General features: G+C 68.0%; 15 protein-coding genes. 8 read left to right on the top strand and 7 right to left on the bottom strand.

Going from position 1 to position 26030, the window contains the following annotated elements; all coding sequences use genetic code 11:
- Positions 1–27 precede the first annotated feature (27 nt).
- Positions 28–1626 carry an ArnT family glycosyltransferase gene (locus I3V78_RS11025; RefSeq protein ID WP_204486899.1) on the bottom strand — a complete coding sequence of 533 codons (1599 nt, stop codon included), beginning with the start codon at positions 1624–1626 and terminating at the stop codon, positions 28–30.
- Positions 1627–1786: 160 nt separating this feature from the next.
- Between I3V78_RS11025 and I3V78_RS11020 the strand changes: the two genes are divergently transcribed.
- From I3V78_RS11020 to I3V78_RS10990, 7 genes are all read left to right on the top strand, one after another.
- On the top strand, positions 1787–2680 hold the full coding sequence (locus I3V78_RS11020) for a tetratricopeptide repeat protein (RefSeq protein ID WP_204486897.1): 894 nt from the start codon (positions 1787–1789) through the stop codon (positions 2678–2680).
- A gap of 205 nt (positions 2681–2885) precedes the next feature.
- A complete protein-coding gene (locus tag I3V78_RS11015) occupies positions 2886–6395 on the top strand; it encodes a PAS domain S-box protein (protein WP_239577551.1) in 3510 nt (1169 codons plus the stop codon).
- Between the two features lie 416 nt (positions 6396–6811).
- A complete protein-coding gene (locus tag I3V78_RS11010) occupies positions 6812–8881 on the top strand; it encodes a PrkA family serine protein kinase (RefSeq protein ID WP_204486893.1) in 2070 nt (689 codons plus the stop codon).
- Between the two features lie 11 nt (positions 8882–8892).
- A complete protein-coding gene (locus I3V78_RS11005; RefSeq protein ID WP_204486891.1) occupies positions 8893–10002 on the top strand; it encodes a DUF444 family protein in 1110 nt (369 codons plus the stop codon).
- Between the two features lie 40 nt (positions 10003–10042).
- Complete coding sequence (locus I3V78_RS11000; RefSeq protein WP_204486888.1) at positions 10043–11536, top strand: SpoVR family protein; 1494 nt, start codon at positions 10043–10045, stop codon at positions 11534–11536.
- Positions 11537–11654: 118 nt separating this feature from the next.
- Complete coding sequence (locus I3V78_RS10995; RefSeq protein ID WP_204486886.1) at positions 11655–12827, top strand: peptidoglycan DD-metalloendopeptidase family protein; 1173 nt, start codon at positions 11655–11657, stop codon at positions 12825–12827.
- Positions 12828–12998: 171 nt separating this feature from the next.
- Positions 12999–14075, top strand: coding sequence for a class I SAM-dependent methyltransferase (locus I3V78_RS10990; RefSeq protein WP_204486884.1), 1077 nt, complete (start codon positions 12999–13001; stop codon positions 14073–14075).
- An 18-nt stretch (positions 14076–14093) separates the two neighbouring features.
- Here the strand turns inward: I3V78_RS10990 and I3V78_RS10985 are convergent, their stop codons facing one another.
- Positions 14094–14681 (bottom strand): TIGR02265 family protein, encoded by a 588-nt coding sequence (locus I3V78_RS10985; protein WP_204486882.1) that lies wholly within the window; start codon positions 14679–14681, stop codon positions 14094–14096.
- Positions 14682–15001: 320 nt separating this feature from the next.
- On the opposite strand from I3V78_RS10985, the gene I3V78_RS10980 reads away from it, so the two are divergent.
- Positions 15002–17509, top strand: coding sequence for a glycogen/starch/alpha-glucan phosphorylase (locus I3V78_RS10980; protein WP_204486880.1), 2508 nt, complete (start codon positions 15002–15004; stop codon positions 17507–17509).
- Positions 17510–17576: 67 nt separating this feature from the next.
- On the opposite strand, the gene I3V78_RS10975 is transcribed toward I3V78_RS10980, so the two are convergent.
- The 5 genes from I3V78_RS10975 to I3V78_RS10955 form a co-directional block, all read right to left on the bottom strand.
- Positions 17577–18029, bottom strand: a complete 453-nt coding sequence (locus I3V78_RS10975) for a hypothetical protein (protein WP_204486878.1) — start codon at positions 18027–18029, stop codon at positions 17577–17579.
- Between the two features lie 235 nt (positions 18030–18264).
- Positions 18265–22929: a lamin tail domain-containing protein gene (locus I3V78_RS10970; protein WP_204486876.1), complete on the bottom strand. Its 4665-nt coding sequence runs from the start codon at positions 22927–22929 to the stop codon at positions 18265–18267.
- Positions 22930–23049: 120 nt separating this feature from the next.
- Positions 23050–23853, bottom strand: coding sequence for an SDR family oxidoreductase (locus I3V78_RS10965; protein WP_204486873.1), 804 nt, complete (start codon positions 23851–23853; stop codon positions 23050–23052).
- A 22-nt stretch (positions 23854–23875) separates the two neighbouring features.
- Positions 23876–24502 (bottom strand): hypothetical protein, encoded by a 627-nt coding sequence (locus I3V78_RS10960; protein ID WP_204486871.1) that lies wholly within the window; start codon positions 24500–24502, stop codon positions 23876–23878.
- Entirely contained in the window at positions 24499–26004 is a 1506-nt protein-coding gene (locus I3V78_RS10955) for an AAA family ATPase (RefSeq protein WP_204486869.1), read from the bottom strand. Before I3V78_RS10955 ends, I3V78_RS10960 begins: the two co-directional genes overlap by 4 nt.
- Positions 26005–26030 lie beyond the last annotated feature (26 nt).

The following is a 26030-nucleotide window of genomic DNA, read 5'->3' as shown; positions in this document are numbered from 1 at the left end:
CCCCGACAAGCCATGCGCCCGCCCACTCTACCGCGAATGGCGACGGTACACGTGCAGCGGCGGAGCGAAGCCGTCGAGTTCTCCATACTCCACGCCGTCGAGCACGAGCGTCTTGCCCTCCAGGGTCACGCCGCTGTCCTTCACCAACGATCCCTCGTCGAAGCGCACGAGATATTCCGGCTGGGCCTCGCGCAGGTGCTTGCGGAACGTCTCCCAGCGCACGCGGGCGAGTCGCTCGTCGGGCAGCCCGGAGAAGAAGGCCAATTGCAGGTCCATGTAGCGCGGGTCGTCGTCCACCACCGCGGCGCCGCCGTGCGCGGCGACCTCCTCCTTGAGGAAGCGCGCCACCTGCATGAGCGGCACGGGGTTGGTGGAGGTGGGGCTCACCGGACGCATCGTGTCCCGGCGGCCCCCGTCCGCGCGGAAGGTGTACAGCCCCATGCCCACCGGCACGGCCACCGCCAGCACGCCGCACACGACCGCCAGGGCCTTGCGCGCCCCCGGGCCCCACGCGCCCGTGCAGGCCTCGAAGCCGGGGACCACGAAGGGCAGCAGGACCGCCAGCTGGGTGACCGTGAAGCGCCCGAGCGGCTGGAAGTCCAGGAGCACCGCGCCCCGGAAGGTGAAGTAGGCGGTGGGCACCAGCGCCGCGAGCGTCAGCCAGCGCACGTCGGGCCGCGTGCGCCACGTGCGCCACATGCCCACCATGCCCAGCAGCGCCACGCCGGGCGACAGGGTGAGCAGCGCCATGCCCGGCCAGAAGCCCAGGCTCTGCAGCCGGAAGAGCGGCGTGCCCAGCCAGGCGATGCCGTCCTTCACCCACTGCGCGTGGAACTGCTCCACGATGCGCACGGGGTAGAAGGGGTCGCCATGGGCCATCTCGTTGCCCTGCATCCACAAGAGCGGGAAGGGCAGGCACATGAAGCCAAAGCCCACCGCGCGCGTGAGCCCGGCGAGCCGGTCCGGGCCCCAGAGCAGGAGCAGCACGCACAACAGGGGCATGTAGAGCCAGGCGTCGTAGCGCGTGGCGCACGCCAGGTTGAGCACCAGCGCCGCCTTGAAGAGCGGCCCCATGCGGTTGTCGTCCAGGCCCTCGGCCAGCAGCGCGAACACCCACAGCATGAGGAAGAGCGACAGGGACTCGCTCGCGGCGGTGGTGGACATCTGCAGGTGCATGCCCCAGACGCCGAGGCCCAGCCCGGCCACCACCCCCGCGCGCCAGCCGAACAGCCGCCGGGTGAGCGCGAAGAGCGGCACCACCGCCAGCACGCCGAACACCAGGCTCACCAGCCGCCCCGCCAACGCCCGGTCCGGCACCACCTTGAGCGCGACCCCCACCAGGTACAGGTGCAGCGGGCCGAACTGGAAGGCCCCGTCCGCATAGGAGGTGATGAGGTGCGGCGCCCGCGCCCAGCGCTCGGCGAGCTCCGTGCGCGCCACCGCGTCACCGTAGTAGTTCTCGTTGACGGGCATGAGCAGCAGCCGGGGCAGCAGCGCCGCGGCGAGCAGCAGGGCCATCAACAGCCGGGTGTCGGGCTCCGGCGCCAGTTCACGCACGGCGGAGAGGGCGGAGGGAGGGCTCGGTTCAACCGAGGACGGAGCGGGGGCGGGCGAGGCGGACGACATTGGGCGGCGGAGAATACGCAGGCGCGGCCCAAAGCCAAGAGCGCGTCCCGCAGGACAGTCCCGCGAGCCCTCGCCCTCCTCTCCCCCCTCCTGTCAAGCCTCCGTGTTAAAATCGCGCCGCCCTGTTCCAGGGCCGTCTCACCCGGGGGGAACCATCCACATGCTGTCCCTGCGCGCCAAGCGCCACGTCGTGCTGGCCTTCGCCACCACGCTGGCCACCAGCTGTGCACCGCAGTTGACCATCCACGTCCTCAAGCCCGCGCCGGTCAACCTGGGCGCCTCGCGCCTGTTGACGGTGGTCCAGACGGAGGGCCGCCCCGGAGCCCGGGACTTCCTCCTCCAGGAGTTGAGCCACCAGGCGCGGGCGCAGGGCCACTTCCAGGTGGCGGACCGGACCCACGAGGGGCGCGTGGTGAAGGTGGCCGGCGACTCGGTGCGCCTGCTCGCGCCGGGCCCCGCGCCGCTCGGCGCCCCCGGCGAGGTGGGCCTGCGCCTGGACGTGCACGAGTGGAGCGCGGCGCGCAAGACGGAGCGCCCCAAGCCGCGCGCGAGCAAGGGCGGCACGGACGAGCGGCCCGTGTCCTTCTACGAGGGCCGCGCCCTGGTGACGCTCACGGCCTTCACCGCCTCGGGGGACACCCTGCTCGCCGAGCAGGAGTACACGGCGAGCGGACGGGGCCTGGACGCGAACGAGGCCCTGGACAACGCGGGCCGCGAGGTGGTGCGCCACATCCTCGCGCACATCACGCCCCACTACGAGACGCGCTCCTTGCGCATGGATGACGAGGACCGGGCCCAGCAGCCCATCCTCCAGGCGGCGCGCACGGGGGACATGCCCGGCGCCGTCACCCAGATGGAGGCCTACGTGCGCGCCCACCCGGACAACGCCCCCGCCCTCTACAACCTGGGCGTGCTGCTCGACGCCACGGGCCGCTACCCCGAGGCCCTGGAGCGCTACACCCAGGCCATCTCCCTGTCCACCAAGGGGTACTACGTGGACATGAAGAACGCGTGCACCCGACAGCTCGCCGACCAGCGCGCGTTGTCCGAGTAGCCCCCACGCGCCGCCCGGGAACACGGCCGCTCTGTTCCCTGGTGCGCACCGGCGGGCCCCTCCCCGTTTTTCGGCGGGGCGTTGTGTTACGCCCGGAACGCACGCCATGGACCCCCGCCCCCCCGCTCCTGGAGCGTCCCCCGCCGATGAATCCCCGCTCCGCGCGCGCTCCGCGCGGCCAGTGCTCCTGGGACACGCCGTGGCGATGCTGGCCGTGGGGGTCATCGCCCTGCTCTTCCTGGACGCCACCCAGCGCCTCGTCGACACGTCGCGCGAGCTGGCCCGGTCCCTCGACTTCCTCAACGAAGCGGACCACCTGCTCTACCTGGTGAAGGAGGCGGAGACCCAGCAGCGCGGGCTGCTGTTCATGCGCGAGGCCCCCGACGCGCCCCCCCTGGAGGAGTCACGGCGGCACATCACCGGCTCGCTCGCGCGGCTGAGGGCGCTCGCCCCGGAGGACCCGCTCCAGCGCGAGCGGCTCGACCGCCTGGAGACGCTCGTGCACCGGGAGCTCGCGCAGCTCGAGCGCAACCTCACCCTCACCCGCTCCGGACAGCCCGACGTGGCGCTCGCCTCCCTGCGCACGGGCGATGGCCAGCGGCTGATGACCGAGCTGCGCGAGCTGGAGGAGCGCATGGACGCCGAGGAGCAACGGCGGCTGGACACGCGCAACACGCGGCTGGAGCGCACCTCGTGGCACTCGCGGCTCACCGTGCTCCTGGGCAGCGGCTTCGTCATGGCCTTCATCGGCCTGTCCTGGGTGACCGTCCTGCGCGACACCCGGACACGCGAGCGCGAGCGGCTCGCCGACGAGCGCCAGCGCGACGAGCGACAGCGCCTGCTGCTCGCGGTCGAGGGCGAGCGCCAGCGCCAGCGCTACCTCCACGTGCTCACCCAGGTGCCCGCCGGGGTGGGCGTCTACCAGGCCCGGGAGCGCCGGCTGGAGTTCGCCAACCCCATGCTCGTCAAGCTGCTGGGCGGCGGAGACCCGGACGCGCGCATGCCCGCGCACGGCCGGGAACTGCTGGACGAGGTCATCCAGAGCGGCCGGGGCCGCTCGGGCACCGACCGTCACTGGGTCGCCGACCCCGCCGTGCCCGGCACCGGGCAGGAGTTCTTCATCGACTACACGCTCGAGCCCATCCTCGACGCGAGCGGCCAGGTGGAGGCGGTGCTGATCTTCGCCGCGGACGTGACGGAGCAGGCGCGCGCGCGCCGGAGCGCCGAGGAGGCCCTGGCCCATCGCCAACGCGCCGAGCTCGCGCTGCGCGAGAACGAGGCCCACCTGCGCCGGACCTTGAAGGCCTCGGAGGTGGGCGCCTGGGAGGCGGACCTGCGCACCCGGCGCCTGACGTGGTCGTCCCACATCGAGGTGATGTCCGGCATGGCGCACCACGCCTTTCCCACCACGCTCGAGGCCTTCCTCACGCTCCTGCACCCCGAGGATCGCCCCCGCATGGCGGAGCGGCTCTCGCGCTCGCTGGGCGCCAGCACCGAGTTCCGGCTGGAGTACCGCATCCTGCGCGCGGAGGGCGGCGTGCGCTGGCACGAGAACCGGGGCCGGGTCCTGCTCGACGACGCGGGACAGCCCACGCGGCTGGCGGGCGTGGTGCTGGACATCACCTCGCGCAAGCGCGCCGAGCAGTCCCAGCGCGAGTCCGAGGAGCGCTTCCGGCTGCTCACGGAGATGCTGCCCCAGCTCATCTGGATGACCCGGCCGGACGGCACCGCCGAGTACTTCAACCCACGCTGGTACGAGTACACGGGGCAGACGCCCGAGCGGGCCCTGGGCCAGGGCTGGCTCCAGGCGCTGCACCCGGACGACGTGGCGGCCACGCACGAGGCCATGCGCCTGGCCCTGTCCGCCGGCCAGCCCTTCCGCATGGAGTTCCGCCTGCGCCGGGCCGGCGAGGACACCTTCCGCTGGTTCCTCGCCCAGGGCCTGGCGCTGCGCGATGCCACGGGCGCCATCACCCACGGCTTCTGCGCCTGCACGGACATCGATGACCAGAAGCGCGGCATCGACGCCCTGCGCTTCATCTCCGAGGTGAGCGAGGCCCTGACGAGCTCGCTCGAGCCCCAGGCCACCCTGGAGCAGGTGGTGCGTCTCACGGTGCCGTCGCTCGCGGACTGGTGCGTGGTGGACCGGGTGGACGAGGCGGGCCACATGCAGCGGGCGCTCGTGGCGCACGCGGACCCCGCCCTGGCGCCGGCCGCCGACGTGCTGCGCCACCATCCCCCCGAGGACAAGAACGAGCACCCTCCCGTGCGCGCCGCCCGCCTGGACCAGACCGTCTTCGTGCCCGAGGTGACGGGCGCGCTCCTCGAGCGCATCACCCGGAGCGAAGCGCACCTGCGCACCGCGCTCGACCTGCGGCTGCTGTCGCTCGTGTCCGTGCCCCTGCGCGCCCGGGGCCGCACGCTCGGCGTGCTCACCTTCTTCACCACGGCCGCCTCGGGCCGCCGCTACGGGCGCGAGGACGTGCTGCGCTTCGAGCAGGTGACCCACCGCGCCGCCCTGGCGCTCGACAACGCCCTGCTCTACTCGCTCGCCCGGGAGGAGCGCGCGCGCGCCGAGGACGCCAACCGCCTCAAGGACGAATTCCTGGCCACCGTGAGCCACGAATTGCGCACGCCCCTCACCGCGATGATCGGCTGGCTCAAGCTCTTGCGCGACGGCCGGCTGCCGCCCGCCAAGCAGGCGCGCGCGCTGGAGACCGTGGACCGCAACGCCCACGCCCAGGCCCAGCTCGTGGAGGACTTGCTGGACGTCAGCCGCATCGTCTCCGGCAAGCTGCGGCTGGACACCCAGGTCGTCCCCCTGGAGGGCGTCATCCTCGGCGCCATGGAGTCGGTGCGTCCGGCCGCGGAGGCCAAGGGCATGCGCCTGCACGCCGACCTCGGCGCCCGGGAGGCGCGGGTGATGGGCGACGCGAGCCGCCTGCAACAGGTGGTGTGGAACCTCGTGGCCAACGCGGTGAAGTTCTCGCCCGGCGGCGGCGCCGTCCAGGTGCGGCTGCGCGCCGAGGACGCGGCCGTGGAGCTGACGGTCCAGGACGAGGGGCCCGGCATTCCCGAGGCCTTCCTGCCCCACCTCTTCGAGCGCTTCCGCCAGCTCGACGGCGGCACCACGCGCCAGCACGGCGGCCTGGGGCTGGGGCTCGCCATCGTGCGCCACCTCGTGGAGCTGCACGGCGGCTCGGTGCACGCCTCGAACAACACGCCCGCGCCCGGCGCCCGGTTCACCGTGCGGCTGCCGCTCGCGCAGGCGCGCGCCCCCGGCGCGACACAGGCCGACCTCGTGCCCTCGCGCCCGCCCGCCGTGCTCGAGGGCCGGCGCCTGCTCGTGGTGGATGACGAGGAGGACAGCCGGGAGATGCTCAAGCTGCTGCTCGAGGATCACGGCGCGCACGTCACCACCGCCGCCTCCGTGGCCGAGGCCCTCGCGCTGTTCGACACGGCGCGGCCCGACCTGCTCCTGTCGGACATCGGCATGCCGGGCGAGGACGGCTACGCGCTCATCGCCCGGGTGCGCGCGCGGCCCCCCGCCGAGGGCGGCCACGTCACCGCCGTGGCGCTCACCGCCTACGCGCGGGTGGAGGATCGCACCCGCGCGCTCGACGCGGGCTTCGACATGCACGTGCCCAAGCCCATCGCGCCCGAGGAATTGCTCTCCGTGCTCACCACCCTCGTCGCCCTGCCGCCGCGCAACTAGGCACGCCCCCGCGCTGTCCGACAGCCGACAGCGCCCGCGACCGACATGTAGAGCAGGCGAAGACCCGGCCCCACAGCCGACCGTTCAATTTCCATTCATCCCTTCGTCCAGCCGTTCACTGATGACCGGCCGGTGGGCGCGGCCCTGCTGCGCGCGAGGCGCTCGTTTATACTGAGAAGAGCCTTTTCACCCCGTGGAAGGTGGAGCGCGCCGCACCGGCGACGCGCCCTCCCGACACGAGCTGGCCACGCGGTCCCACCCCGCGGCGGGGTCCCGAAAAGGGCGGTCGAACGCTGCTGCCGTGCTGGGGACCCATGACGGGTGGGAATTGGAATGGCCCAGTAGCCCCCCAGGTTCATTTTCAGGCCCTCTGCTAACGCGGGATTCCGCGTATCCAGGGCGCCCGAGGGAGAGTCATGAAGGACTTGGAAAACAAGGGTTCGTGGGTCGCGAAGATCGCCGCGCTCCAGGACGCGAAGACCTACGCGGAACTCCACTGGGAGGGCTCCTTCGAGGACTACCTCGAGATCGTGCGCAAGAACCCCAAGGTGACCCGCACGGCGTTCCAGAGGATCTACGACATGATCCTCTCGCACGGGAAGAGCGAGTACATCGACAACAAGAAGAAGCTCATCCGCTACCACTTCTTCTCCGACGAGAAGTTCGGCGGCCGGGACGCCATCTTCGGCCTGGACGTGCCGCTGATGAAGCTCGTCAACGTCTTCAAGTCCGCGGCCCAGGGCTACGGCACGGAAAAGCGCGTCATCCTGCTGCACGGCCCCGTGGGCTCCTCCAAGTCCACCATCGCGCGCCTGCTCAAGAAGGGCCTGGAGGAGTACTCCAAGACGCCCGAGGGCGCCTCCTACACGTTCAGCTGGACGCTGGAGAAGAAGAACGCGGACGGCACGGGCACCGTGCGCGAGAAGATGAAGTGCCCGATGAACGAGGAGCCCCTCAACCTCATCCCGCGCGAGTGGCGCCAGAAGGCGCTCGGGGAGCTGTCCCCCGCGGAGAGCGGCTACTCCATTCCCACCGGCAGCGAGCTGTGCCCCGCCTGCCGCTACGTCTTCAAGGACCTGATGACCCAGTACAAGGGCGACTTCGCCCGGGTCATCGAGCACGTCTCGGTCAACCGCCTCATCTTCAGCGAGAAGGACCGCGTGGGCATCGGCACCTTCCAGCCCAAGGACGAGAAGAACCAGGACTCCACCGAGCTCACCGGCGACATCAACTACCGCAAGATCGCCGAGTACGGCTCGGACTCCGACCCGCGCGCCTTCAACTTCGATGGCGAGTTCAACATCGCCAACCGCGGCCTCATCGAGTTCGTCGAGGTGCTCAAGCTCGACGTGGCCTTCCTCTACGACCTCCTGGGCGCCTCGCAAGAGCACAAGATCAAGCCCAAGAAGTTCCCCCAGACGGACATCGACGAGGTCATCATCGGGCACACCAACGAGCCCGAGTTCAAGAAGCTCGAGACCAACGAGTTCATGGAGGCCTTGCGTGACCGTACGGTGAAGATCGACATCCCGTACATCACCAAGCTGTCCGAGGAGGTGAAGATCTACGAGAAGGACTTCAACTCCCGCGCCATCAAGGGCAAGCACATCGCCCCGCACACGCTGGAGATGGCCGCCATGTGGGCCGTGCTCACGCGCCTGGAGGAGCCCAAGAAGCACAACCTGTCGCTCCTGCAGAAGCTCAAGCTCTACAACGGCAAGACGTTGCCCAACTTCACCGAGGACAACATCAAGGAGCTGCGCAAGGAGTCCAGCCGCGAGGGCCTCGAGGGCATCAGCGCCCGCTACATCCAGGACAAGATCTCCAACGCCCTGGTGAGCGACAAGGGCGAGGGCTGCATCAACCCCTTCATGGTGCTCAACGAGCTGGAGGCGGGCCTCAAGGCGCACTCGCTCATCAACAGCGAGGACGCGCGCAAGCGCTTCCGCGAGATGCTCACCAGCGTGAAGCAGGAGTACGAGGACATCGTCAAGAACGAGGTCCAGCGCGCCATCAGCGCCGACGAGGACGCCATCGGCAAGCTGTGCGGCAACTACATCGACAACATCAAGGCCTACACCCAGAAGGAGAAGGTCAAGAACAAGTACACCGGCCTCTACGAGGAGCCGGATGAGCGCCTGATGCGGTCCATCGAGGAGAAGATCGACATCCCCGACACCCGCAAGGAAGACTTCCGCCGGGAGATCATGAACTACATCGGCGCGCTCGCCGTGGACGGCAAGACGTTCAACTACCGGACCAACGAGCGGCTGCACAAGGCGCTCGAGCTCAAGCTGTTCGAGGACCAGAAGGACAGCATCAAGCTCAAGAACCTGGTGTCCACGGTGGTGGACAAGGAGACGCAGGAGAAGATCGATCTGGTGAAGGACCGGTTGATGAAGAACTACGGCTACTGCGAGATCTGCTCCACGGACGTGCTCAACTTCGTGGCCAGCATCTTCGCTCGCGGCGACGCCAAGGAATAAGGGGCCCGATCGTGTCTTTGCGCATCCACCAGGACCACTCACGCTTCAAACAGATCGTCCGCGGGAAGATCAAATCCAACCTGCGCAAGTACGTGCAGAAGGGGGAGATGATCGGCAAGAAGGGCAAGGACACGATCTCCATCCCCATTCCCTTCATCGACATCCCCCACTTCAAGTACGGCCACAAGGAGCAGGGCGGTGTGGGCCAGGGGGATGGCGAGGTGGGCCAGCAGCTGTCTCCGGGCGCCGTGCAGCCCGGGGACGGGCACCAGGCCGGCCAGGGTGAGGGCGACCACACCCTGGAGGTCGACGTCACGCTCGACGAGCTGGCGCAGATCTTGGGCGAGGAGTTGCGCCTGCCCAACATCGAGCGGCGGCACAACGAGAAGATCGTCACCCAGAAGATCAAGTACACCGGGGTCAACACCACGGGCCCCGAGTCGCTGCGCCACTTCAAGCGCACCTACAAGCAGGCCCTGCGGCGGCAGATCGCCATGGGCACGTACGACCCCGCCCGCCCCGTCATCATCCCCACGCGCGAGGACCGGCGCTACCGCAGCTACAAGCTGCAGGAGCTGCCGGAGACCAACGCCGTCATCATCTACATGATGGACGTGTCGGGCTCCATGGGGGACGAGCAGAAGGAGATCGTCCGCATCGAGAGCTTCTGGCTCGATACGTGGCTGCGCCACCAGTACAAGGGCCTGGAGTCGCGCTACATCATCCACGACGCCGTGGCGCGCGAGGTGGACCGCGACACCTTCTTCCACACCCGCGAGTCCGGCGGCACGATGATCTCCAGCGCCTACAAGCTGTGCCGGGACATCATCAAGGCGGACTACCCCAAGAGCGCGTGGAACGTGTACCCGTTCCACTTCTCCGACGGGGACAACTGGAGCGCGGACGACACGCGCCAGTGCATCGAGATGCTGCGCGAGGACATCCTGCCCGGGGTGAACCAGTTCGCGTACGGCCAGGTGGAGAGCCCCTACGGCAGCGGCCAGTTCATCAAGGATCTGCGCGAGGCCGTGGGCGACTCGAACAACGTCGCCCTGAGCGAGATCGCCGACAAGGACGCCATCTACCCCTCCATCAAGGACTTCCTCGGCAAGGGCCGCTGACGCACGGCCCCCCCGCCCCCCCGCTTTCCCGGAGTACGCGATGCCCAAGAGCCTCACCCCGCCGCTGCGCACGTTGAAGGAGGAGATCGAGGGTCACGCCCGGGAGTTCGGTCTGGACTTCTTCGACACCCGCTTCGAGGTCGTCAGCTACGACGAGCTCAACATGGTGGCCGCCTACGGCGGCTTCCCCACGCGCTACCCGCACTGGCGCTGGGGCATGGAGTACGAGCAGCTCTCCAAGGGCTACGAGTACGGCCTGTCGAAGATCTACGAGCTCGTCATCAACAACGACCCCTGCTACGCCTACCTCCTGGAGAGCAACTCGGACGTCGATCAGAAGCTCGTGATGGCGCACGTGTACGGGCACTGCGACTTCTTCAAGAACAACTTCTCCTTCCGGCACACCAACCGCCGGATGATCGACGACATGGCCAACCACGCCACGCGCGTGCGCCGGTGGGTGGACAAGATTGGCGTGGAGAAGGTGGAGGACTTCATCGACCGGACGCTGTCGCTCGAGAACCTCATCGACCAGCACGCGCCCCACATCCGCCGCAACCCGGACCCCCGGCGCGCCGAGGACGAGATGAAGTCCAACGAGCGCGTGGAGGGCTTCAAGGTGGACCGCGAGTACATGCGCGGCTTCATCAACCCCTCCGAGTTCCTCGACAGCCAGAAGAAGCGCGTGGAGGACGAGAAGCAGAAGTCCAAGAAGTTCCCCGAGCGCCCCCAGCGCGACGTGCTCCAGTTCCTCCTGGAGAACGCCCCCCTGGAGCCGTGGGAGGCGGACATCCTCGCCATCATCCGCGACGAGGCCTACTACTTCGCGCCCCAGGGCCAGACGAAGATCATGAACGAGGGCTGGGCCAGCTACTGGCACTCCACCATCATGACCCGGCGCGCGCTCAAGGACGACGAGGTCATCGACTACGCGGACCGGCACTCGGGCACCATGGGCACCCGCCCCGGCTCGCTCAACCCGTACAAGCTCGGCATCGAGCTGTGGCGCGACATCGAGGACCGCTGGAACAAGGGCCGCTTCGGCAAGGAGTGGGACGAGTGCGATGACCTGCGCGCGCGCCGCTCCTGGGACAAGAAGACGGGCCTGGGGCGCGAGAAGATCTTCGAGGTGCGCAAGCACTACAACGACATCACCTTCATCGACACGTTCCTCACCGCCGAGTTCGCCATCGAGCAGAAGCTCTTCGTCTACGGCTTCAACGACAAGCGCAACTCCTGGGAGATCCTCGACCGGGAGTTCCGCAAGGTGAAGAACAAGCTCTTGCAGCAGCTCACCAACTTCGGCCAGCCCATCATCGAGGTGGTGGACGGCAACCACGAGAACCGGGGCGAGCTGCTCATCGCGCACAAGCACGACGGGCAGGACCTCAAGGGCGACTACGCCCGCGAGACGCTGCGCAACGTGCAGTCGCTCTGGCGCCGCCCCACGAGCATCATCACCCGCTACGACAACAAGGGCGTGCTCCTGCGCTTCGACGGGCAGAACCACACCGAGAAGAAGATCGACCTGTAGTCCGTCTGTAGTCCGGGCGGAAAAAACCACCCCGCTCCCCGGACGCACCCAGGCGTCCGGGCGAGCCCGGGCGGGAAGTTGGGCACAGGCCTGTAGCTCCCCTACACTGCGCCGGCCCATGAAAGCCGCTCCCGCCCTGCTCTGCCTGGCCCTGCTGCTCGCCGTGACGGCCGCCCCCGCGGCCCCGACGCGCTACACCGTCAAGAACCGCCGCATCGAGCCCAACCAACCCCTGGCCGTGGCCCTGCAGGGCGCGGGACTGCCGCCCGAGCAGGTGGGCGCGGTGGTGGCCGCGCTGGAGGGCGTGTTCGACTTCCGCAAGTCGCGCGTGGGCGACCAGTTCCGCCTGGTGCTGCGCGAGGGGGAGCTGGACTTCTTCGGCTACCGCCAGAGCGCCGTGGACGAGTGGCAGGTGCGCCGCGATGGCGAGCGCTACGTGGGCAGCAAGCGCACCATCGAGGTGGAGAAGCAGGTGGCGCTCGTCACCCTGGACATCACCCACTCGCTCTACATGGCGGCGGTGACGGCGGGGGAGGATCCCGCCATCGGCATGGCGCTCGCGGACGTGTTCGCCTGGGACATCGACTTCTACCGGGACGTGCGCCAGGGGGACCGGGCGCGCGCGCTGGTGGAGAAGTTCGTCTCCAAGGGGCGGCTGTTGCGCTACGGCGAGGTGCTGGCGGCCAGCTACCAGGGCGGCGCGGTGGGCACCAAGCGCGTCTTCCGCTACGAGCTGCCGGACGGCCGCCCCAGCTTCTTCCAGGAGGACGGCGCGAGCGCGCGCAAGGCCTTCCTCAAGAGCCCGCTCAAGTACGCCCACGTCACCAGCAGCTTCGGCAGCCGCTTCCACCCGGTGCTCCAGTACGTGAAGGCGCACAACGGCGTGGACTACGCGGCGAGCATCGGCACCCCCGTGTGGGCCGTGGCCGATGGCCTCGTCACCGTGGCGGCCAACACCGGCGCCGGCGGCAACACCGTGTGCCTGCGCCACACCAACGGCTTCGAGACGTGCTACCTGCACCTGTCCAAGTTCGGCCAGGGCGTGCGCTCCGGCGCCCGGGTGAGCCAGAAGCAGGTGATCGCCCTGTCGGGCAACACCGGCCGCAGCACCGGCCCGCACCTGCACTACGCCCTCAAACGGAACGGCCAGTACGTCAACCCGCTCAACCAGAACTTCCCGCGCACCGAGCCCCTGCCCAAGCACCTGCTCGCGGACTTCCGGGGCAAGGTTTCCTCTCTGGCGAGCCAGCTCGACGCGGTCTCCGTGGCCAACGCCCACGCGGGGAATTGAACGCTTCCGGGATAGTCGGCCTACTCTATATGTAGGGTCACCGCGCACCGGTACGGGAGAAAAAGCCGCTCGCCCTACAGTCCGGGGCGATGCGCGCGAGGAGACCTGTCTGATAGGATGGGAGGGGCCGCGCCGGCGCCTCGGCGTCTCCCCCAACCCCCCCCATCCCGTATGCCCGCTATCAATGACTTCATCCAGACCGCCGAGGAGATCCGCAAGGGTCTCACCGAGCTGAGCGACGAACTGCAGCATGGTCTGCCCGAGCGGCTGGCCCGCTTCCCGCGAGATCCCGCGCAGCGCGCGGTGATGCAGCAGGAGCAGCAGGAGCTCTTGCGCAAGCGCACGCCCGAGGTGACGCTCTGGCTGGACAAGCAGTACGCGCGGCTCACCGAGCTGGACAAGGCGATGACGCCCGACGAGCGCGAGGGCGCCATGGAGCATCACCGCGCCGCGGTGCAGCCCTTCTTCCTGCAGTGCCCGCTCATCCGCCGCTGCGTGGACAAGCCCCTGGGCTACCCGGGGGACTACGTGATGGTGGACATGATCTTCGGCACCGAGGAGCTCGGCGTCTCCACCATGGCGCGCATCCTGTCCAACTACGCGCTCAACGTGGGCCCGGCCCAGGCGCACCGCGCCCGCGCGCCGTGGATCATGGATCACCTGAACAAGAAGGAGGAGGAGCTGGGCCGGCCCCTGCGCGTGCTGTCCTTCGCCTGCGGCCCCGAGCACGCGCTGCGCGAGCACACCAGCATGGGCGGCTCGGGGCAGTTCACGCTGTGCGACTTCGACCCGGCGCCCCTGGACTTCTGCCGCCGGCAGTTCGAGAAGCTCGCGCGCATGCCCCGCGGCGGCATCCCCGCCCCCGAGCTGCGCTTCGTGCAGGTGTCCACCTACCAGCTCCTGCGCTACCGGGACACGCTCGAGCAGCTGCGCCACCCGGACGGGCCCATGGACGTGGTGATCGCCGCGGGCATCCTCGACTACCTCAAGGAGAACGTCATCCACCGCTTCCTGGACATGATGAGCTCGCAGCTCGCGCCCGGAGGCCTGCTGCTGCTCACCAACCTGCACGACAACAATCCGTGGCGCTCGGTCATGGAGTACGTCTGTGATTGGAACGTCATCCACCGCAGCAAGGCGCAGTTCCAGAGCATCTGCGAGGGCACCCCGGAGCGCGGCATGACGACGCTGGAGACCATCACCGACGCCACGGACACGAACATCTTCTGGGCGGGCCGGCGGCGCTGAGCGGCGGCGGGCGCGTGCTCAGGTCCACTCGAGCACGTACTGCCCGTAGTTGAGGGCCACGGCCGTGCCCTTGGCCGTGCCGTTGCCCCGGAGCACGACGAGCGCCTCGCGCAGGGCGCCCTCGTGGAAGGCGATGGGCTGCATGTCGCCGCGGTAGTGCAACCGCAGGCGCTTGTCGCCCAGCTCCTCCGAGGTGCGCTTTCCGTAGCTCACCAGCGTCGAGTAGATGGTGTCCACCGAGGCGAAGACGCGCTTGGGATCCCCAATGCCCACCAGCCGCATGAGCGTGTTGCCCACGTAGGACTTGAAGAAGCCCGTCACCGTGGCCCCGCCGCACGCGCGGATGGCGTCCTCCACCGAGGCGTAGTGGGGCTCCAGCACGTCGGCCGCCGTGTAGAGCATGCGCAGGAAGTCCGCCGCCGGATACGAGAAGAAGTCGACTGGCATCTTGTTGATGCGCAGCTGCTGCAGCATGCGATCCGTGCCGGAGGAACCCACGCGCTGCTCCACCAGCGTGTAGACGGACTTGAACAGGAATCCGCGCACGGTGTCGTCGGGTTTGCAGATGGCGACCCGCTGCACGAGATCATTCTTGTCGCTCGGCATGAAAAAAGAACCTTCTGGGTCTCAAGTCGAGAGCACGACCTGACGCCCCGCTTCCTACCAGACTCCTCGTCCGCTCCGCGAGCGTGCTCCATTGTCGCTCGCGTGGGGGGGCGCCGTCGAGGAGGGGCGGGAAAGCGTCCGTCCCGCCCGCGACTCCCAGGCCTGGAGGGCGAGGAGAGGGCCGGATTGACGGCATCCGCCGTTTTCTTTCGGTGCGAGGAGCGTCCGCCCGGTCTACCCTCGCCCGGCCCCGTGGGGCCCTGGGGTTTGGGGCCCCACTTCATCCTCTTCCTCTCTGGAACAACCGAGGAGCCCGTCGAATGTCCCACCGAGTCCCCGCCACCGCCGTGCCGCCCACCTCCGAGTCCGACACCGGACGTGAGCCGAGCCGCACCGGCCTGGACGCACCCAACGTGCACCGCGGCGTGCGCGAGCACGTGCGCTACTCGCGCGGCAAGAACCCGGAAAACGCCACGCCTCACGATCAGTTCATGGCCCTCGCCCTGGCCGTGCGGGATCGGCTCACCGACCGCTGGGTGCGCACGGCGCGCACGTACTACGAGCAGGACGTGAAGCGCGCCTACTACCTGTCGGCCGAGTACCTGCTCGGCCGCGCCTTGGGCAACAACCTCATCAACCTGGGCATGTACGAGGCCGCCGAGCAGGCCATGCGCGAGCTGGGTGTGGACCTGAGCGCGCTCGTGGAGATGGAGCCGGACGCGGGTCTGGGCAACGGCGGTCTGGGTCGCCTCGCCGCGTGCTTCCTCGACTCGCTGGCCACGCTCGGCTACCCGGGCATGGGCTACGGCATCCGCTACGAGTTCGGCATCTTCACCCAGGACATCATCGACGGCTACCAGGTGGAGCGCGCCGACGAGTGGCTCAAGTTCGGCAACCCCTGGGAGATCGTCCGCCCGGAGAAGGCCGTGCCGGTGCGCTTCTACGGCCGGGTGGAGCACCACCAGGGCCCGGACGGCAAGACGCAGGCGCGCTGGGTGGGCGCCAAGACGGTCATCGGCGTGCCGTATGACACACCCATCGCCGGCTACGGCAACCAGACCGTCAACACCCTGCGCCTGTGGCAGGCGCGCGCCAGCGAGGAGTTCGACCTCAAGCTCTTCAACGCCGGCGACTACGAGCGCTCGGTGGTGGAGAAGAACGACTCGGAGGTCATCTCCAAGGTCCTCTACCCCAACGACGCCTTCCAGGCCGGCAAGGAGCTGCGGCTCAAGCAGCAGTACTTCTTCGTCGCCTGCTCCATCGCGGACATCGTGCGCCGCTACCTCAAGACGCACTCGGACTTCCGCGACTTCCCCAAGAAGGTCGCCATCCAGCTCAACGACACCCACCCGGCCATCGCCGTGGCGGAGCTGATGCGCGTGCTCGTGGACGAGAAGCACCTGCCCTGGGAGGAGGCCGCCGCCATCACCCAGGCCACCTTCGGCTACACCAACCACACGCTCCTGGCCGAGGCCATGGAGAAGTGGCCCGCCTCGCTCTTCGAGCGCCTGTTGCCGCGCCACCTGGAGATCATCTTCGAGATCAACCAGCGCTTCCTGCGCCAGGTGCAGATCCGCTACCCCTTCGACACCGAGCGCATCCGCCGCATGAGCCTGGTGGAGGAGGGCCCGGAGAAGAAGATCCGCATGGCGCACCTGGCGGTGGTGGGCAGCCACAGCATCAACGGCGTGGCCGAGCTGCACACCAACCTGCTGCGCCGCGACGTGCTGCCGGAGTTCGCGGAGATGTACCCGGAGCGCTTCAACAACAAGACCAACGGCGTGACGCCCCGCCGCTGGCTCCTGTGGAGCAACCCGCGCCTGTCCCAGCTCATCACCCGCAACATCGGGGACGGCTGGACCACCAACCTGGACAAGCTGCGGGAGCTGGAGCCCCTGGCCCAGAACGCCGGCTTCCGCGAGGCCTTCGCCCAGGTGAAGCGGCAGAACAAGCAGGACCTGTCCCAGCACCTCAGCCAGCTGTGCGGCGTGAACCTCAACCCGGACGCCATCTTCGACGTGCAGATCAAGCGCCTGCACGAGTACAAGCGCCAGCTGCTGGACGCCATCCACATCGTATCCCTGTGGATGAAGGCGCGCCGGGACCCGAGCACCATCGTCGCCCCGCGCGTGTTCCTCTTCGGCGCCAAGGCGGCCCCGGGCTACGTGCAGGCCAAGCTCATCATCCGCCTCATCAACGGCATCGCCGAGGTGGTCAACAGCGACGCGGGCACCACGGGCCTCCAGGTGCTCTTCATCCCCAACTACCGGGTGAGCCTCGCCGAGCGCATCATCCCGGCGGCGGACGTGTCCGAGCAGATCTCCACCGCGGGCTGGGAGGCCTCGGGCACCGGCAACATGAAGTTCATGCTCAACGGCGCGCTCACCCTGGGCACGCTCGACGGCGCCAACGTGGAGATCCGCCAGGCGGTGGGTGACGACAACTTCTTCCTCTTCGGCCTCACCGCCGACGAGGTCATCGCCCGCAAGCGCGCCGGCTACCGGCCGCGCGAGGAGTACGAGAAGAACCAGGACCTGCGCGAGGCCCTGGAGCTCATCTCCTCCGGCTTCTTCTCGCCCGAGGATCGCCACCTCTTCAAGCCGCTCATCGACGGGCTCCTGGAGGAGGACCGCTACCTGGTGCTCGCCGACTTCGCCGCCTACGCGGCCCGGCAGCGCGACGTGGCGCACGCCTACAAGGACACCGAGCGCTGGACGCGCATGGCCATCCACAACGTGGCGCACGCGGGCATCTTCTCCTCGGACCGCACCATCACGCAGTACGCCGAGGAAATCTGGCGCGTGAAGCGCATCCCCGTGGGCCCCTGAAAACACCGGAGGCCGCGGTCTCCCGCGGCCTCCCGGTGACGCACAGGACGCTGGCGCGGCGAGCGGCTCAGCCCGCCTGGCGGATGCGCAGCCCGAAGCGGTGCCGGATGCGCTCGGCCTGGGCCAGGCAGCCCTCGCCTTCCAGCCGGCCCGCCACGTAGCGCAGCGCCGCGTCCATGTCGGGCACCGCCGCGTTGGGCACCGGCAGGGGCTTCACGTAGTTGAGCATGCTGCGCGACAGCCGCATGTGCGCGGACGTCATGATCGAGGACTGGCCCAGCAGCAGCTCGCGCAGCCGGTCCTCGTTCTTGTGGATCCACGCCGCGTGCATGTAGCGCTGGGCCACCGAGTGCACGGAGCACTGGCTCACGTCCACGATGCACACGAAGCGCTCCCCCCGCTGCAGGTAGCCCTCCAGGGTGGTGAGGTACTGGGCGTACTGCGTATCCGACACGTTCCCGCTGAGCCGCACGGACAACAACGGCCACTGCGAGTCGTCGAAAGTAATCACGGCGTCCATGCATCCCCCCGATGCGTAAACTGCTCGGCGCTGGGGGGAGGGACGATGCGGGACGGATCGGTGCGGACACGCCGCAGTCACTTGTTCCCGCCGCTCCCCCCCCGGAAGCGTCGTCGTTCGCCCACCGTACCAGAACCCATACGCCACGTCACGGGGTTTGCGGGGAGCCACGAAAAAGGCCGCTCCGGACCCTTGCCGGAGCGGCCTCGTGGCCACGGGGACCCGCGATGACGCGCTACGGCGTCTCGGTGGGGCTCGACGCGTTCTGCGGGTCGCGCACCGCGCGCGTCACGAAGTTCGTCGAGTTGTCATCAGTGTCGTAGCCATTGCCGCGCAGGGCATCCGCGCCGCCCGTGGCCATGCTCGTCGAGTCGGACGTGGACACGGCCTTGCGCTCCAGGCTGCCTCCCGCCGCCGGGTGGGAGGGCGCGGCCTTGCCGCCCTCGGCGCTGTTCGCGGTGCCGTAGCCCAGCACGTCCACCGCCACCGTGGCGATCTTGTCGTCCAGGTTGGGCCCGATGCGGATGTGGCCGCCGCCGCTCGTCGAGGCCGAGGAGTCGAAGGAGTACTCCGCGTTCTTGGCCACCGAGCCCGAGTAGGCGGTGCCCCCGAGCAGGTAGTAGCCCTTGGGCTGGATGACCGCGCCAGCGGGAATCACGTCCGCCGCGTTGTTGCTGTAGGCCGTGCCCGTGGCGGACTTGTACTGCACCTTCCAGCCGCCGATGGCCACCGGGCTGTTGGTGGGGTTGTACAGCTCGATGAACTCGTCCTTGGCGGCGCTGCCGTTGCCGCCGCTGAACTCACTGATGACCACGTGGTTGGTGAGCGGCGGCGTGACGGCGGACTCGATGGTCACCGTGCCGAAGATGCCGTTGGTGGGGTCGGCCACGCCGTTCTGGTCGCAGTAGACCCAGGGCGTCGCGGTGCCGGTGGCGGCATCCTGGAAGGCGTAGCGGAAGCCGTACTTGTACGAGCCCGCCGTGGGGATGCGCAGCGTGCCCATCATCTCGTCGTCGTTGCTCACCGTGGCCGAGTACTCCGCGTTGAAGGAGATGGCCTTCCAGGTCCACTCCGTGGCGGAGGTGCCCACCGGGCCGTAGCCCAGCTGCGCGGACACGTACGGGTAGCCGTCGTTGCCCGCCGTGTTGCGGTCCGTGATGCTCGGCTCGTAGAAGCGGCTGTAGATGACGAGCGCCGTGTTGGCGGGCGTGGTGGGGATCGTCTTGGGGTGCTGCACGTTGCAGAAGTCCACCGGCGGCGCGGCCGCCACCCCACACGTGCCATTGGGCGCGTTGGGCGAGCCGAAGTCCCCCCCGCTCAGGGCCGTCGTCGCGTCACACCAGTACCAGGGCGAGGCATCCGCGTAGGAGCCCACCACGGCCGACGACAGGCTCATCGCCTTGCCCGACGTCTGCGGGAAGGCCGACGTGTAGAGGAAGTCCGTCACCGGCGTGGACTCATGGGCGACGCTGAACTGACCCGCGCCATCCAGGACGATCGCGTCCGGGTACTGGTAGTCCGCCGACACGCCGCCGTTGGTGGCGCGGTCCTTGTTGTGCGCCAGCACGAAGGTGCCCCGGCGCCCCACCACCACGGGCACGCTTCCCTGGCCCACCTGGAAGGAGCGCGTCACCTTGGCGCTGTTGCGGTAGGTGACGGTGACCCCGTTGAGGTTGAGCAGCTGGCCCGTGGTGTTGGTCAGCTCGAAGTACTCGGTGGTGGTGCCCGTGGGCGAGTGCATCAGCTCGGAGAAGGCGAGCTGGTTGCCCGTGGGCCGCGCCGCCGTCTCACACGCCGCCTGGTAGCACACGGCATTGGCGCCCGCGCACGCGGTGACCGTCTCCGACTGCTGGCAGACCGGCTGGTTGTCCTCGTCGACGCACGCGGCCGTGTAGCTGATGCGCGAGACGCCATCCGCGCCGCAGACCGTCGGCTGGGCCGTGCAGGCCGGCGCGCCGATGCAGGGATCCTTCTGGGTGGTGGCGCTCGCGAAGGCCAGCACGGAGTTGCCCGCGTCGTCCTCCACCTTCAGGGCCAGGTAGTAGCGGGTGCTGGGCGTCAGGCCGGTGATCTCCACCGCCTCGGCCGAGCCCGGAGGCAGCGGCGGATCCGTGAGCACCTGGGTCGCGGACGCGAAGTTCGCCGCGTCGATGGGGCTCGTGGAGTAGCGCAGGTCGTAGGCACTGGCCAGACCGAGCATTCCGTCATCACCCACCGCCGACCAGGCCAGGGGGATGCGGGTGCTGGTGATCGTGCCCTCCACCCGGAGCGTCACGGCGGCCGGCGACAGGTCGTCCACGATGGTGAACGGGTTGCTGCTCGCGCCGTTGAGCGTGCCCGCCGTGGCCTCGAAGCGGAAGCCCGTGCCCTGCTGGTCGATCTTCAGGCCGGAGAAGGTGGCCACGCCCGCCGAGGGGGTCGCGGTCAGCGTGCCCTCGAGCGTGGCCGAGGCATTGCCGCCCACCAGGTGCAGGGAGATGGTCGGCGCGCTCACGTCGAGCACGTTGCCGGACGCGTCCGCGATGGCCACGGACACCGCGCCGAGCGCCGCGCGCACGGTGCCGTGGGTCGGCTGGGTCTGGAACACGAGCTTGGCGGGCGTGCCCTGGTTCACCACCGTCGAGGCCGTGGCGGTCAGCTCGCCGCGCACCACGTCCTTCACCGTCACCGACTGGCTGTTCACCGAGTTGAGCGTCACCGACAGGGTCTTGCGGCCCGCGTCCGTGGCGGAGAACGTGGCGTCCGCGGGGAGGACCGCCTTCGTGTCGCTCGAGGTGAAGCGGACGGTGCCCGTGTAGCCCGCCGCGAGGTTGTTGAAGGCGTCACGCACCTCCACGGTCAGGCTCTGGGCGCTGCCCGCGGTCACCGTGGCGGGCAGTCCCGTCAGCGTCAGGGACGCCGCGGCCGCGGACGCGATGTCGAAGGGCGTGCTGGTGGCCTCGGTGAGCGAGCCCGCCGTGGCCTTGAGCGTGTAGCCCTTGCCCGCGGTGTCGATGCGCACCGCGGAGAAGGTCGCCACGCCGTTGACCGCGGACACGGTGAAGGGACCATACCCGGAGGTGCCCACCACCGTCAGCGTCACCGCCGAGGTCGCCGTGTCCACGAGCGCGCCCGCCGCGTCCCGGATCTCCACCTTGATGGGGGCCAGCGTCACGCCCGCCGTGCCACTCTGGGGCTGGACGCTGAAGGCGAGCCGCGAGGCGTTGAGCGCCAGCGTGGACACCAGCCGCGTCGCCGAGCGCGCGGAGTTGCCCGCGTTGTCCGTCACCTTCAGGGCCACGTAGTAGTCCCGGCCCTGCTGCAGGCCGGAGATCACCGCCGACTCGGCGCTGCCCGCCGCCTTGGGCGCGCCCGTGGTCACCAGGGTGGCCGCCGCGAAGCTCGCCTCCGAGGTGATGTCCGTCGTGGCGTAGCGCAGCTCCTGACGGGTGGCCGTGCCCGCCGTTCCGTCGTCCCCCACCGCCGTCCAGGCCACGGTGACCGACGCGGCGGTGGAGCCGGACTGGGTCACCACGGGCACCGCGGGCGGCACGTCATCGACGATGGTGAAGGCGGTGCTCGTCGCCGGCTCCAGACCCGAGGCGGTGGCCGTCAGCACGTAGCCCTCGGCCTCCTGCGCGATGGACAGGCCCGGGAAGGAGGCCTCGCCCGCCACCGGCGCCACCGAGACCGTCCCCGCGAGCGTGCCGCCCTTGTTGACGGCCAGCGTCACCCCGGGCGAGGACACGGACACCGGGTTGCCCAGGGCATCCACCACGCCCACCCGCACGGCGAAGGGCGCGCGCACGGACGTGGTGGCCGGCTGCTGGGTGAAGACGAGCTTGCGGGCCGTGCCCGGCCGCACGGTGAAGGTCACCGAGCCGGTGAGGGCCGCGTTGTCCCGGTCCGTCACCGTCACCTGGCGCGACGTGCCCACGGTGCGCGGCGTGAAGCCGTTGGAGAAGTCGTGGCGACCCTGGGCCGCCGGGGTGAAGGTGTAGTCCGCGGGCAGCGAGGCCGCGCCATCATCGGACGAGAAGCGCACGGTGCCCGTGTACGGGGTCACCGTGTTGCCGAACCCATCCACCACCGTCAGGCCCAGGCTCACCGGCGTGCCCACCACCACGTCCGTCTGGGACGCCGTCAGCGCCAGCGCGGAGGGCGCGGCGGGCTGGACGTCGAACGCGGGGCTCTTCGCCTCGGGCAGGCCGTCCACCCGGGCCACGAGCGTGTAGTTCGTCCCGGCCTTCTCGATCACCAGCGAGGGGAAGCGCGCCACCCCGTTCACCGCCGCCACCGACACCTCGCCCTTGAGCGTGGCGCCCGCCGGAGCGTCTCCGAGCGACAGCGTCACCGTGTCCCCCGCGCCCGCGACCGTCCCGCCCGCCGCGTTCTGGATGACCACCTCGAACGCGTCCAGGGGCGCGCCCGCGGTGCCGAAGCCCGGCGCCGAGGTGAAGGCCAGCCGCGTGGCGGGCTCCCGCACGAACTCCACGGTGGGCTGGGAGGCCAGCACCACCGCGCCGCCCTCCGTGGCCACCGACACCGTCACCGTCTTCACGCCCGCGGCCGTGGAGGTGAGCCGCGCGCTCGCCGCGCCCTCCGCGTCCGTGGGCCCCGCGGGCTGCTGGAGCGTGTTGCCCACGCCCGAGGCCGCCACCGTCACCGCGTGACCCGCCAGCGGCGTGCCGTCCGCCGCGCGCACCGTCACCTGGATGTCGACACCATCCACGCCATTGGCACGAGCCCCCGTCGCCGGGTTCACCTCCACCGTGGAGCGCTCCGCGTCCGGGAGCGCCCGCGCGGGCGGTGGCGGCGTGGGCGGGTTGTCCTCGCGGCAGCCCGTGCCAGTGAGGGTGAGACCGAGCAACAACACGCTGCACGCGAGCCAGCGTGACAGCGGGGGGAGGCCATGCGTCATGGGGCGACTCCAAGGGAGGGGGAAAGCAGCACCCGTCAACCAGGAGGGCTCCACGGGCACGGAGTGCTTTCTATCAGACACCCCGTGGGCGGAAAAACGCAGTGGCGGAAGAACGCTCGCCTAGACGCCCATCGCGCGCAGCATCAACCCCGAGCCCAGCAGGGACTGGCCGCCGTCACACACCATGAGCGAACCGGTGACGTACGTGGCGGCATCCGAGACCAGGAAAAGCGCGAGTTGCGCGATGTCCTGCTTCGTCCCGAAGCGACCCAGGGGCAGCGAGCCGATCAGCTTCTCGCGCACGTCGTCGCCGGGGGCGAGCCGGCGCATGCCCTCGGTGTCGTCGATGGGGCCGGGGACGATGGAGTTGACGCGCACGCCCGCCCCGCCCCACTCGATGGCGAGCGTGCGGGTGAGCATGTCCACGCCGGCCTTGGCGGCGCACACGTGGGCCTGCAGGGCCATGGGCAGGTAGGCCTGGGGCGCGGAGATGTTGATCACGCTGGCGCCCGGCTTGCGCAGATGCTCGAAGGCGGCGCGGCAGGTGTTGAAGGTGCCCAGCACGTCGATCTCCATGACCGAGCGGAAGGCGTTGGAGGACATGCCCACCGCGGGCGCGGGGAAGTTGCCGGCCGCGCCGCACACGAGGATGTCGATCTCCCCGTGCGCGTCGCGCGTGCCCTGGAGCGCCTGGGCCATGGCGTCGTACTGGCGCACGTCGGCGGCGACGCCCCGGGCGGAGCCGTGGGCCTGGAGCCCCTTCACCGCCGCCTCGAGCTTCTCCACGTTGCGCCCGTTGATGGTGACGTGGGCGCCCGCCTTCACGAAGGCCTCGGCGATGCCGAGGTTGATGCCACTGCTGCCCCCGGTGATGAACGCCACCTTGCCCGCCAGCAACCCGTCCCGGAACACGCTCTGCGTCATGCCACTCCCCTAAAACTTGAGTTCACGCCCAGCCATTTTCCTTAATTGTTTTCCGCACATCCTCGTCTAACTCCTTGAACGCTGGAACCTGAAGGAGAGGCAAGTAATCTGTCAAAATCTGTGCGAGCCGGTAAGTTCTTGCATGAGCATCGAAGTTCTTCAAACGACGCCCAGAATGGCCGCTAGCCACCCTCAGTAAGTCTCGAAGAACCTCTTTAGGGTCTAACACACCTTCCAAAAAGGACAACCCAGGCAGAACCAGTCGCTCTTGACCATTTGGGTTATCAGCAGCTTCGCGTATTGCAGACTCATTGAATAACAGCCAAGCTTCCTGCATACGCACAGGAACAACATGAATTGCCGGTGGCGCATCAACAAGAGCTAGCGCTTGTGATATTTCTTCGACCCTATCCACTCGACTGGCCGATTCCGCATCCCGATGCACAAATAACAGCTCACAGGGATACAATTCCAAACACATCTGAATCCGCTCACCCAGAGTGCGCGGTGGGCGAGGCAGCCGGCGAAGTTCAGCCCACTCTCCCACAAAAGAATGCCGCGAGTGCCGCTGAAGCAACCAATCCAGCGCTGGCATCAACATTCGATCCGAAGGGCCATCACTCAGCAGAGAGTAGCGGAAACACTTCATGAGGAATCCGCCGCAGAAGTAATTGGCAACGGCAACAACAACTGAACATCCAGTCGGTCCATAACTCGCCGAGTCGGCTTGCGCGCCACATCCCCCACCTGCTGCTCATGCGCGATAACTCCCAACGGATTAAGATAAGCCAGCAGTTTACCTTTAGGTACTGCTTCCGTTTCATGATCAGCTTGAGATCTCCACGTTTTGGGCAACCATCTAAAGGAAGCAATAGAACACCGCTGTTCCTCCAGCACGACAGGCTCAGAGGCAGCTACGACCAAGCTCTCATCCGGAACAATACTCACAACTGCCGGCGAATGCGTATTGATGATAACCTGCCGCAAAGGGTTGTCATCATCGACTGGCTCGTTCGCATCAACAGCCAAATCTCGCATAAGCCTAATAATAGCTGGAATTCTTTCTGGATGAATCCCGTTTTCGGGCTCCTCCAGACAAAGCAACCCTTGAGATTGAGGGTCACTTTCCAAAACGCACAGGGCGAGAAATCTGAGCGTACCATCCGACAACCCCTTAGCTTCGTGCTCAGTTCCGTCTCGATCTCGAACAACAAGAGTAAGCAATTCTCGCCGCTCGTCCGCATCAACTCGAACCGAACGAACCCCTTCAACCAATTGGGCCAAACGGTTTGCAATTCGCGTATATATTTGCTGAGAAGTTGGAGTCCTCTCACGTCGTCCGCGATGAATTTGCGCCAACCGGCCTAAAGTCGCAGGCAAATGCGCACCGTTTGAACCTAGTTTACTCGGTGCACTAAAAGGATCGGGCGACCTAAGAGCGGAAGGCTCCAATTGTAAAAGTCGCCACGACTGCATCTCTCTTCGCGCAAGCAAAGCCGTTGGGCTTTCAGCAGCGGTAGCACTCGACAATACTGTTCGCGGAAGACTTTCCGCCAAAAACTGGCGGGTTCTTCCAACCTTTCCCCCATCGCCGTGCAGCTTAATGTATATCTTTTCTCCCGCTTGTTCGGTAGAAATGAATGGACTAGTCCTGCGACCCGTCACCACCGAGCGACGCCAGTGCGAGCTATGCGCAAACGGGAGATGAGCTTTCGCTTCACCCAAACTAATGTGCTTGAGGGATTCGTGCGTAATTTGTAAACCGCCTAGTGACTGTCCACGCTCTTCTTCTCGATACTCCAAATGCAAAGAGTACTGCAGGAAGGTAATACTAGCCTCAGCATCTTGTCCTAAATCATCAATTCCTTTTTTAGGGACTAACATTTCCGCCATGAATGACAAGGTACGTCCATACCGTTCACCCACATGGTGGAAAATACTGCGTAAATCGCCGCCAACGCCTCCTTCATTACGCACCGACAAAGCCGCATCCAGCAGAGGTTGATCAGCGAGTGCACTTAGAAACCGAATGGCATCGAAGAGATTTGATTTCCCCACTCCATTGCCACCCGCCACACAAGTAAACGGACCAAAACGAATATCAACAGCATTCATATTCTTGAAGCCGTCAATCTTTAGTCGAGTCAGCATGTCCTAGCTCGCTCATTGCTCGTCAG

Origin of the sequence: Archangium primigenium (assembly GCF_016904885.1) — a bacterium.
In the GTDB taxonomy this organism is placed as follows: domain Bacteria; phylum Myxococcota; class Myxococcia; order Myxococcales; family Myxococcaceae; genus Cystobacter; species Cystobacter primigenius.
The sequence above is the reverse complement of the archived record's forward strand: the minus strand, read 5'-3'. Positions and strand labels throughout refer to the sequence as shown.

Excerpts from the sequence above, each read along its gene's own strand:
- I3V78_RS11025 (WP_204486899.1), bottom strand. The coding sequence starts at position 1,626 with ATGTCGTCCGCCTCGCCCGCCCCCGCTCCGTCCTCGGTTGAACCGAGC.
- I3V78_RS11020 (WP_204486897.1), top strand. The coding sequence starts at position 1,787 with ATGCTGTCCCTGCGCGCCAAGCGCCACGTCGTGCTGGCCTTCGCCACC.
- I3V78_RS11015 (WP_239577551.1), top strand. The coding sequence starts at position 2,886 with ATGCTGGCCGTGGGGGTCATCGCCCTGCTCTTCCTGGACGCCACCCAG.
- I3V78_RS11010 (WP_204486893.1), top strand. The coding sequence starts at position 6,812 with ATGAAGGACTTGGAAAACAAGGGTTCGTGGGTCGCGAAGATCGCCGCG.
- I3V78_RS11000 (WP_204486888.1), top strand. The coding sequence starts at position 10,043 with ATGCCCAAGAGCCTCACCCCGCCGCTGCGCACGTTGAAGGAGGAGATC.
- I3V78_RS10995 (WP_204486886.1), top strand. The coding sequence starts at position 11,655 with ATGAAAGCCGCTCCCGCCCTGCTCTGCCTGGCCCTGCTGCTCGCCGTG.
- I3V78_RS10990 (WP_204486884.1), top strand. The coding sequence starts at position 12,999 with ATGCCCGCTATCAATGACTTCATCCAGACCGCCGAGGAGATCCGCAAG.
- I3V78_RS10985 (WP_204486882.1), bottom strand. The coding sequence starts at position 14,681 with ATGCCGAGCGACAAGAATGATCTCGTGCAGCGGGTCGCCATCTGCAAA.
- I3V78_RS10980 (WP_204486880.1), top strand. The coding sequence starts at position 15,002 with ATGTCCCACCGAGTCCCCGCCACCGCCGTGCCGCCCACCTCCGAGTCC.
- I3V78_RS10975 (WP_204486878.1), bottom strand. The coding sequence starts at position 18,029 with ATGGACGCCGTGATTACTTTCGACGACTCGCAGTGGCCGTTGTTGTCC.
- I3V78_RS10970 (WP_204486876.1), bottom strand. The coding sequence starts at position 22,929 with ATGACGCATGGCCTCCCCCCGCTGTCACGCTGGCTCGCGTGCAGCGTG.
- I3V78_RS10965 (WP_204486873.1), bottom strand. The coding sequence starts at position 23,853 with ATGACGCAGAGCGTGTTCCGGGACGGGTTGCTGGCGGGCAAGGTGGCG.
- I3V78_RS10960 (WP_204486871.1), bottom strand. The coding sequence starts at position 24,502 with ATGAAGTGTTTCCGCTACTCTCTGCTGAGTGATGGCCCTTCGGATCGA.
- I3V78_RS10955 (WP_204486869.1), bottom strand. The coding sequence starts at position 26,004 with ATGCTGACTCGACTAAAGATTGACGGCTTCAAGAATATGAATGCTGTT.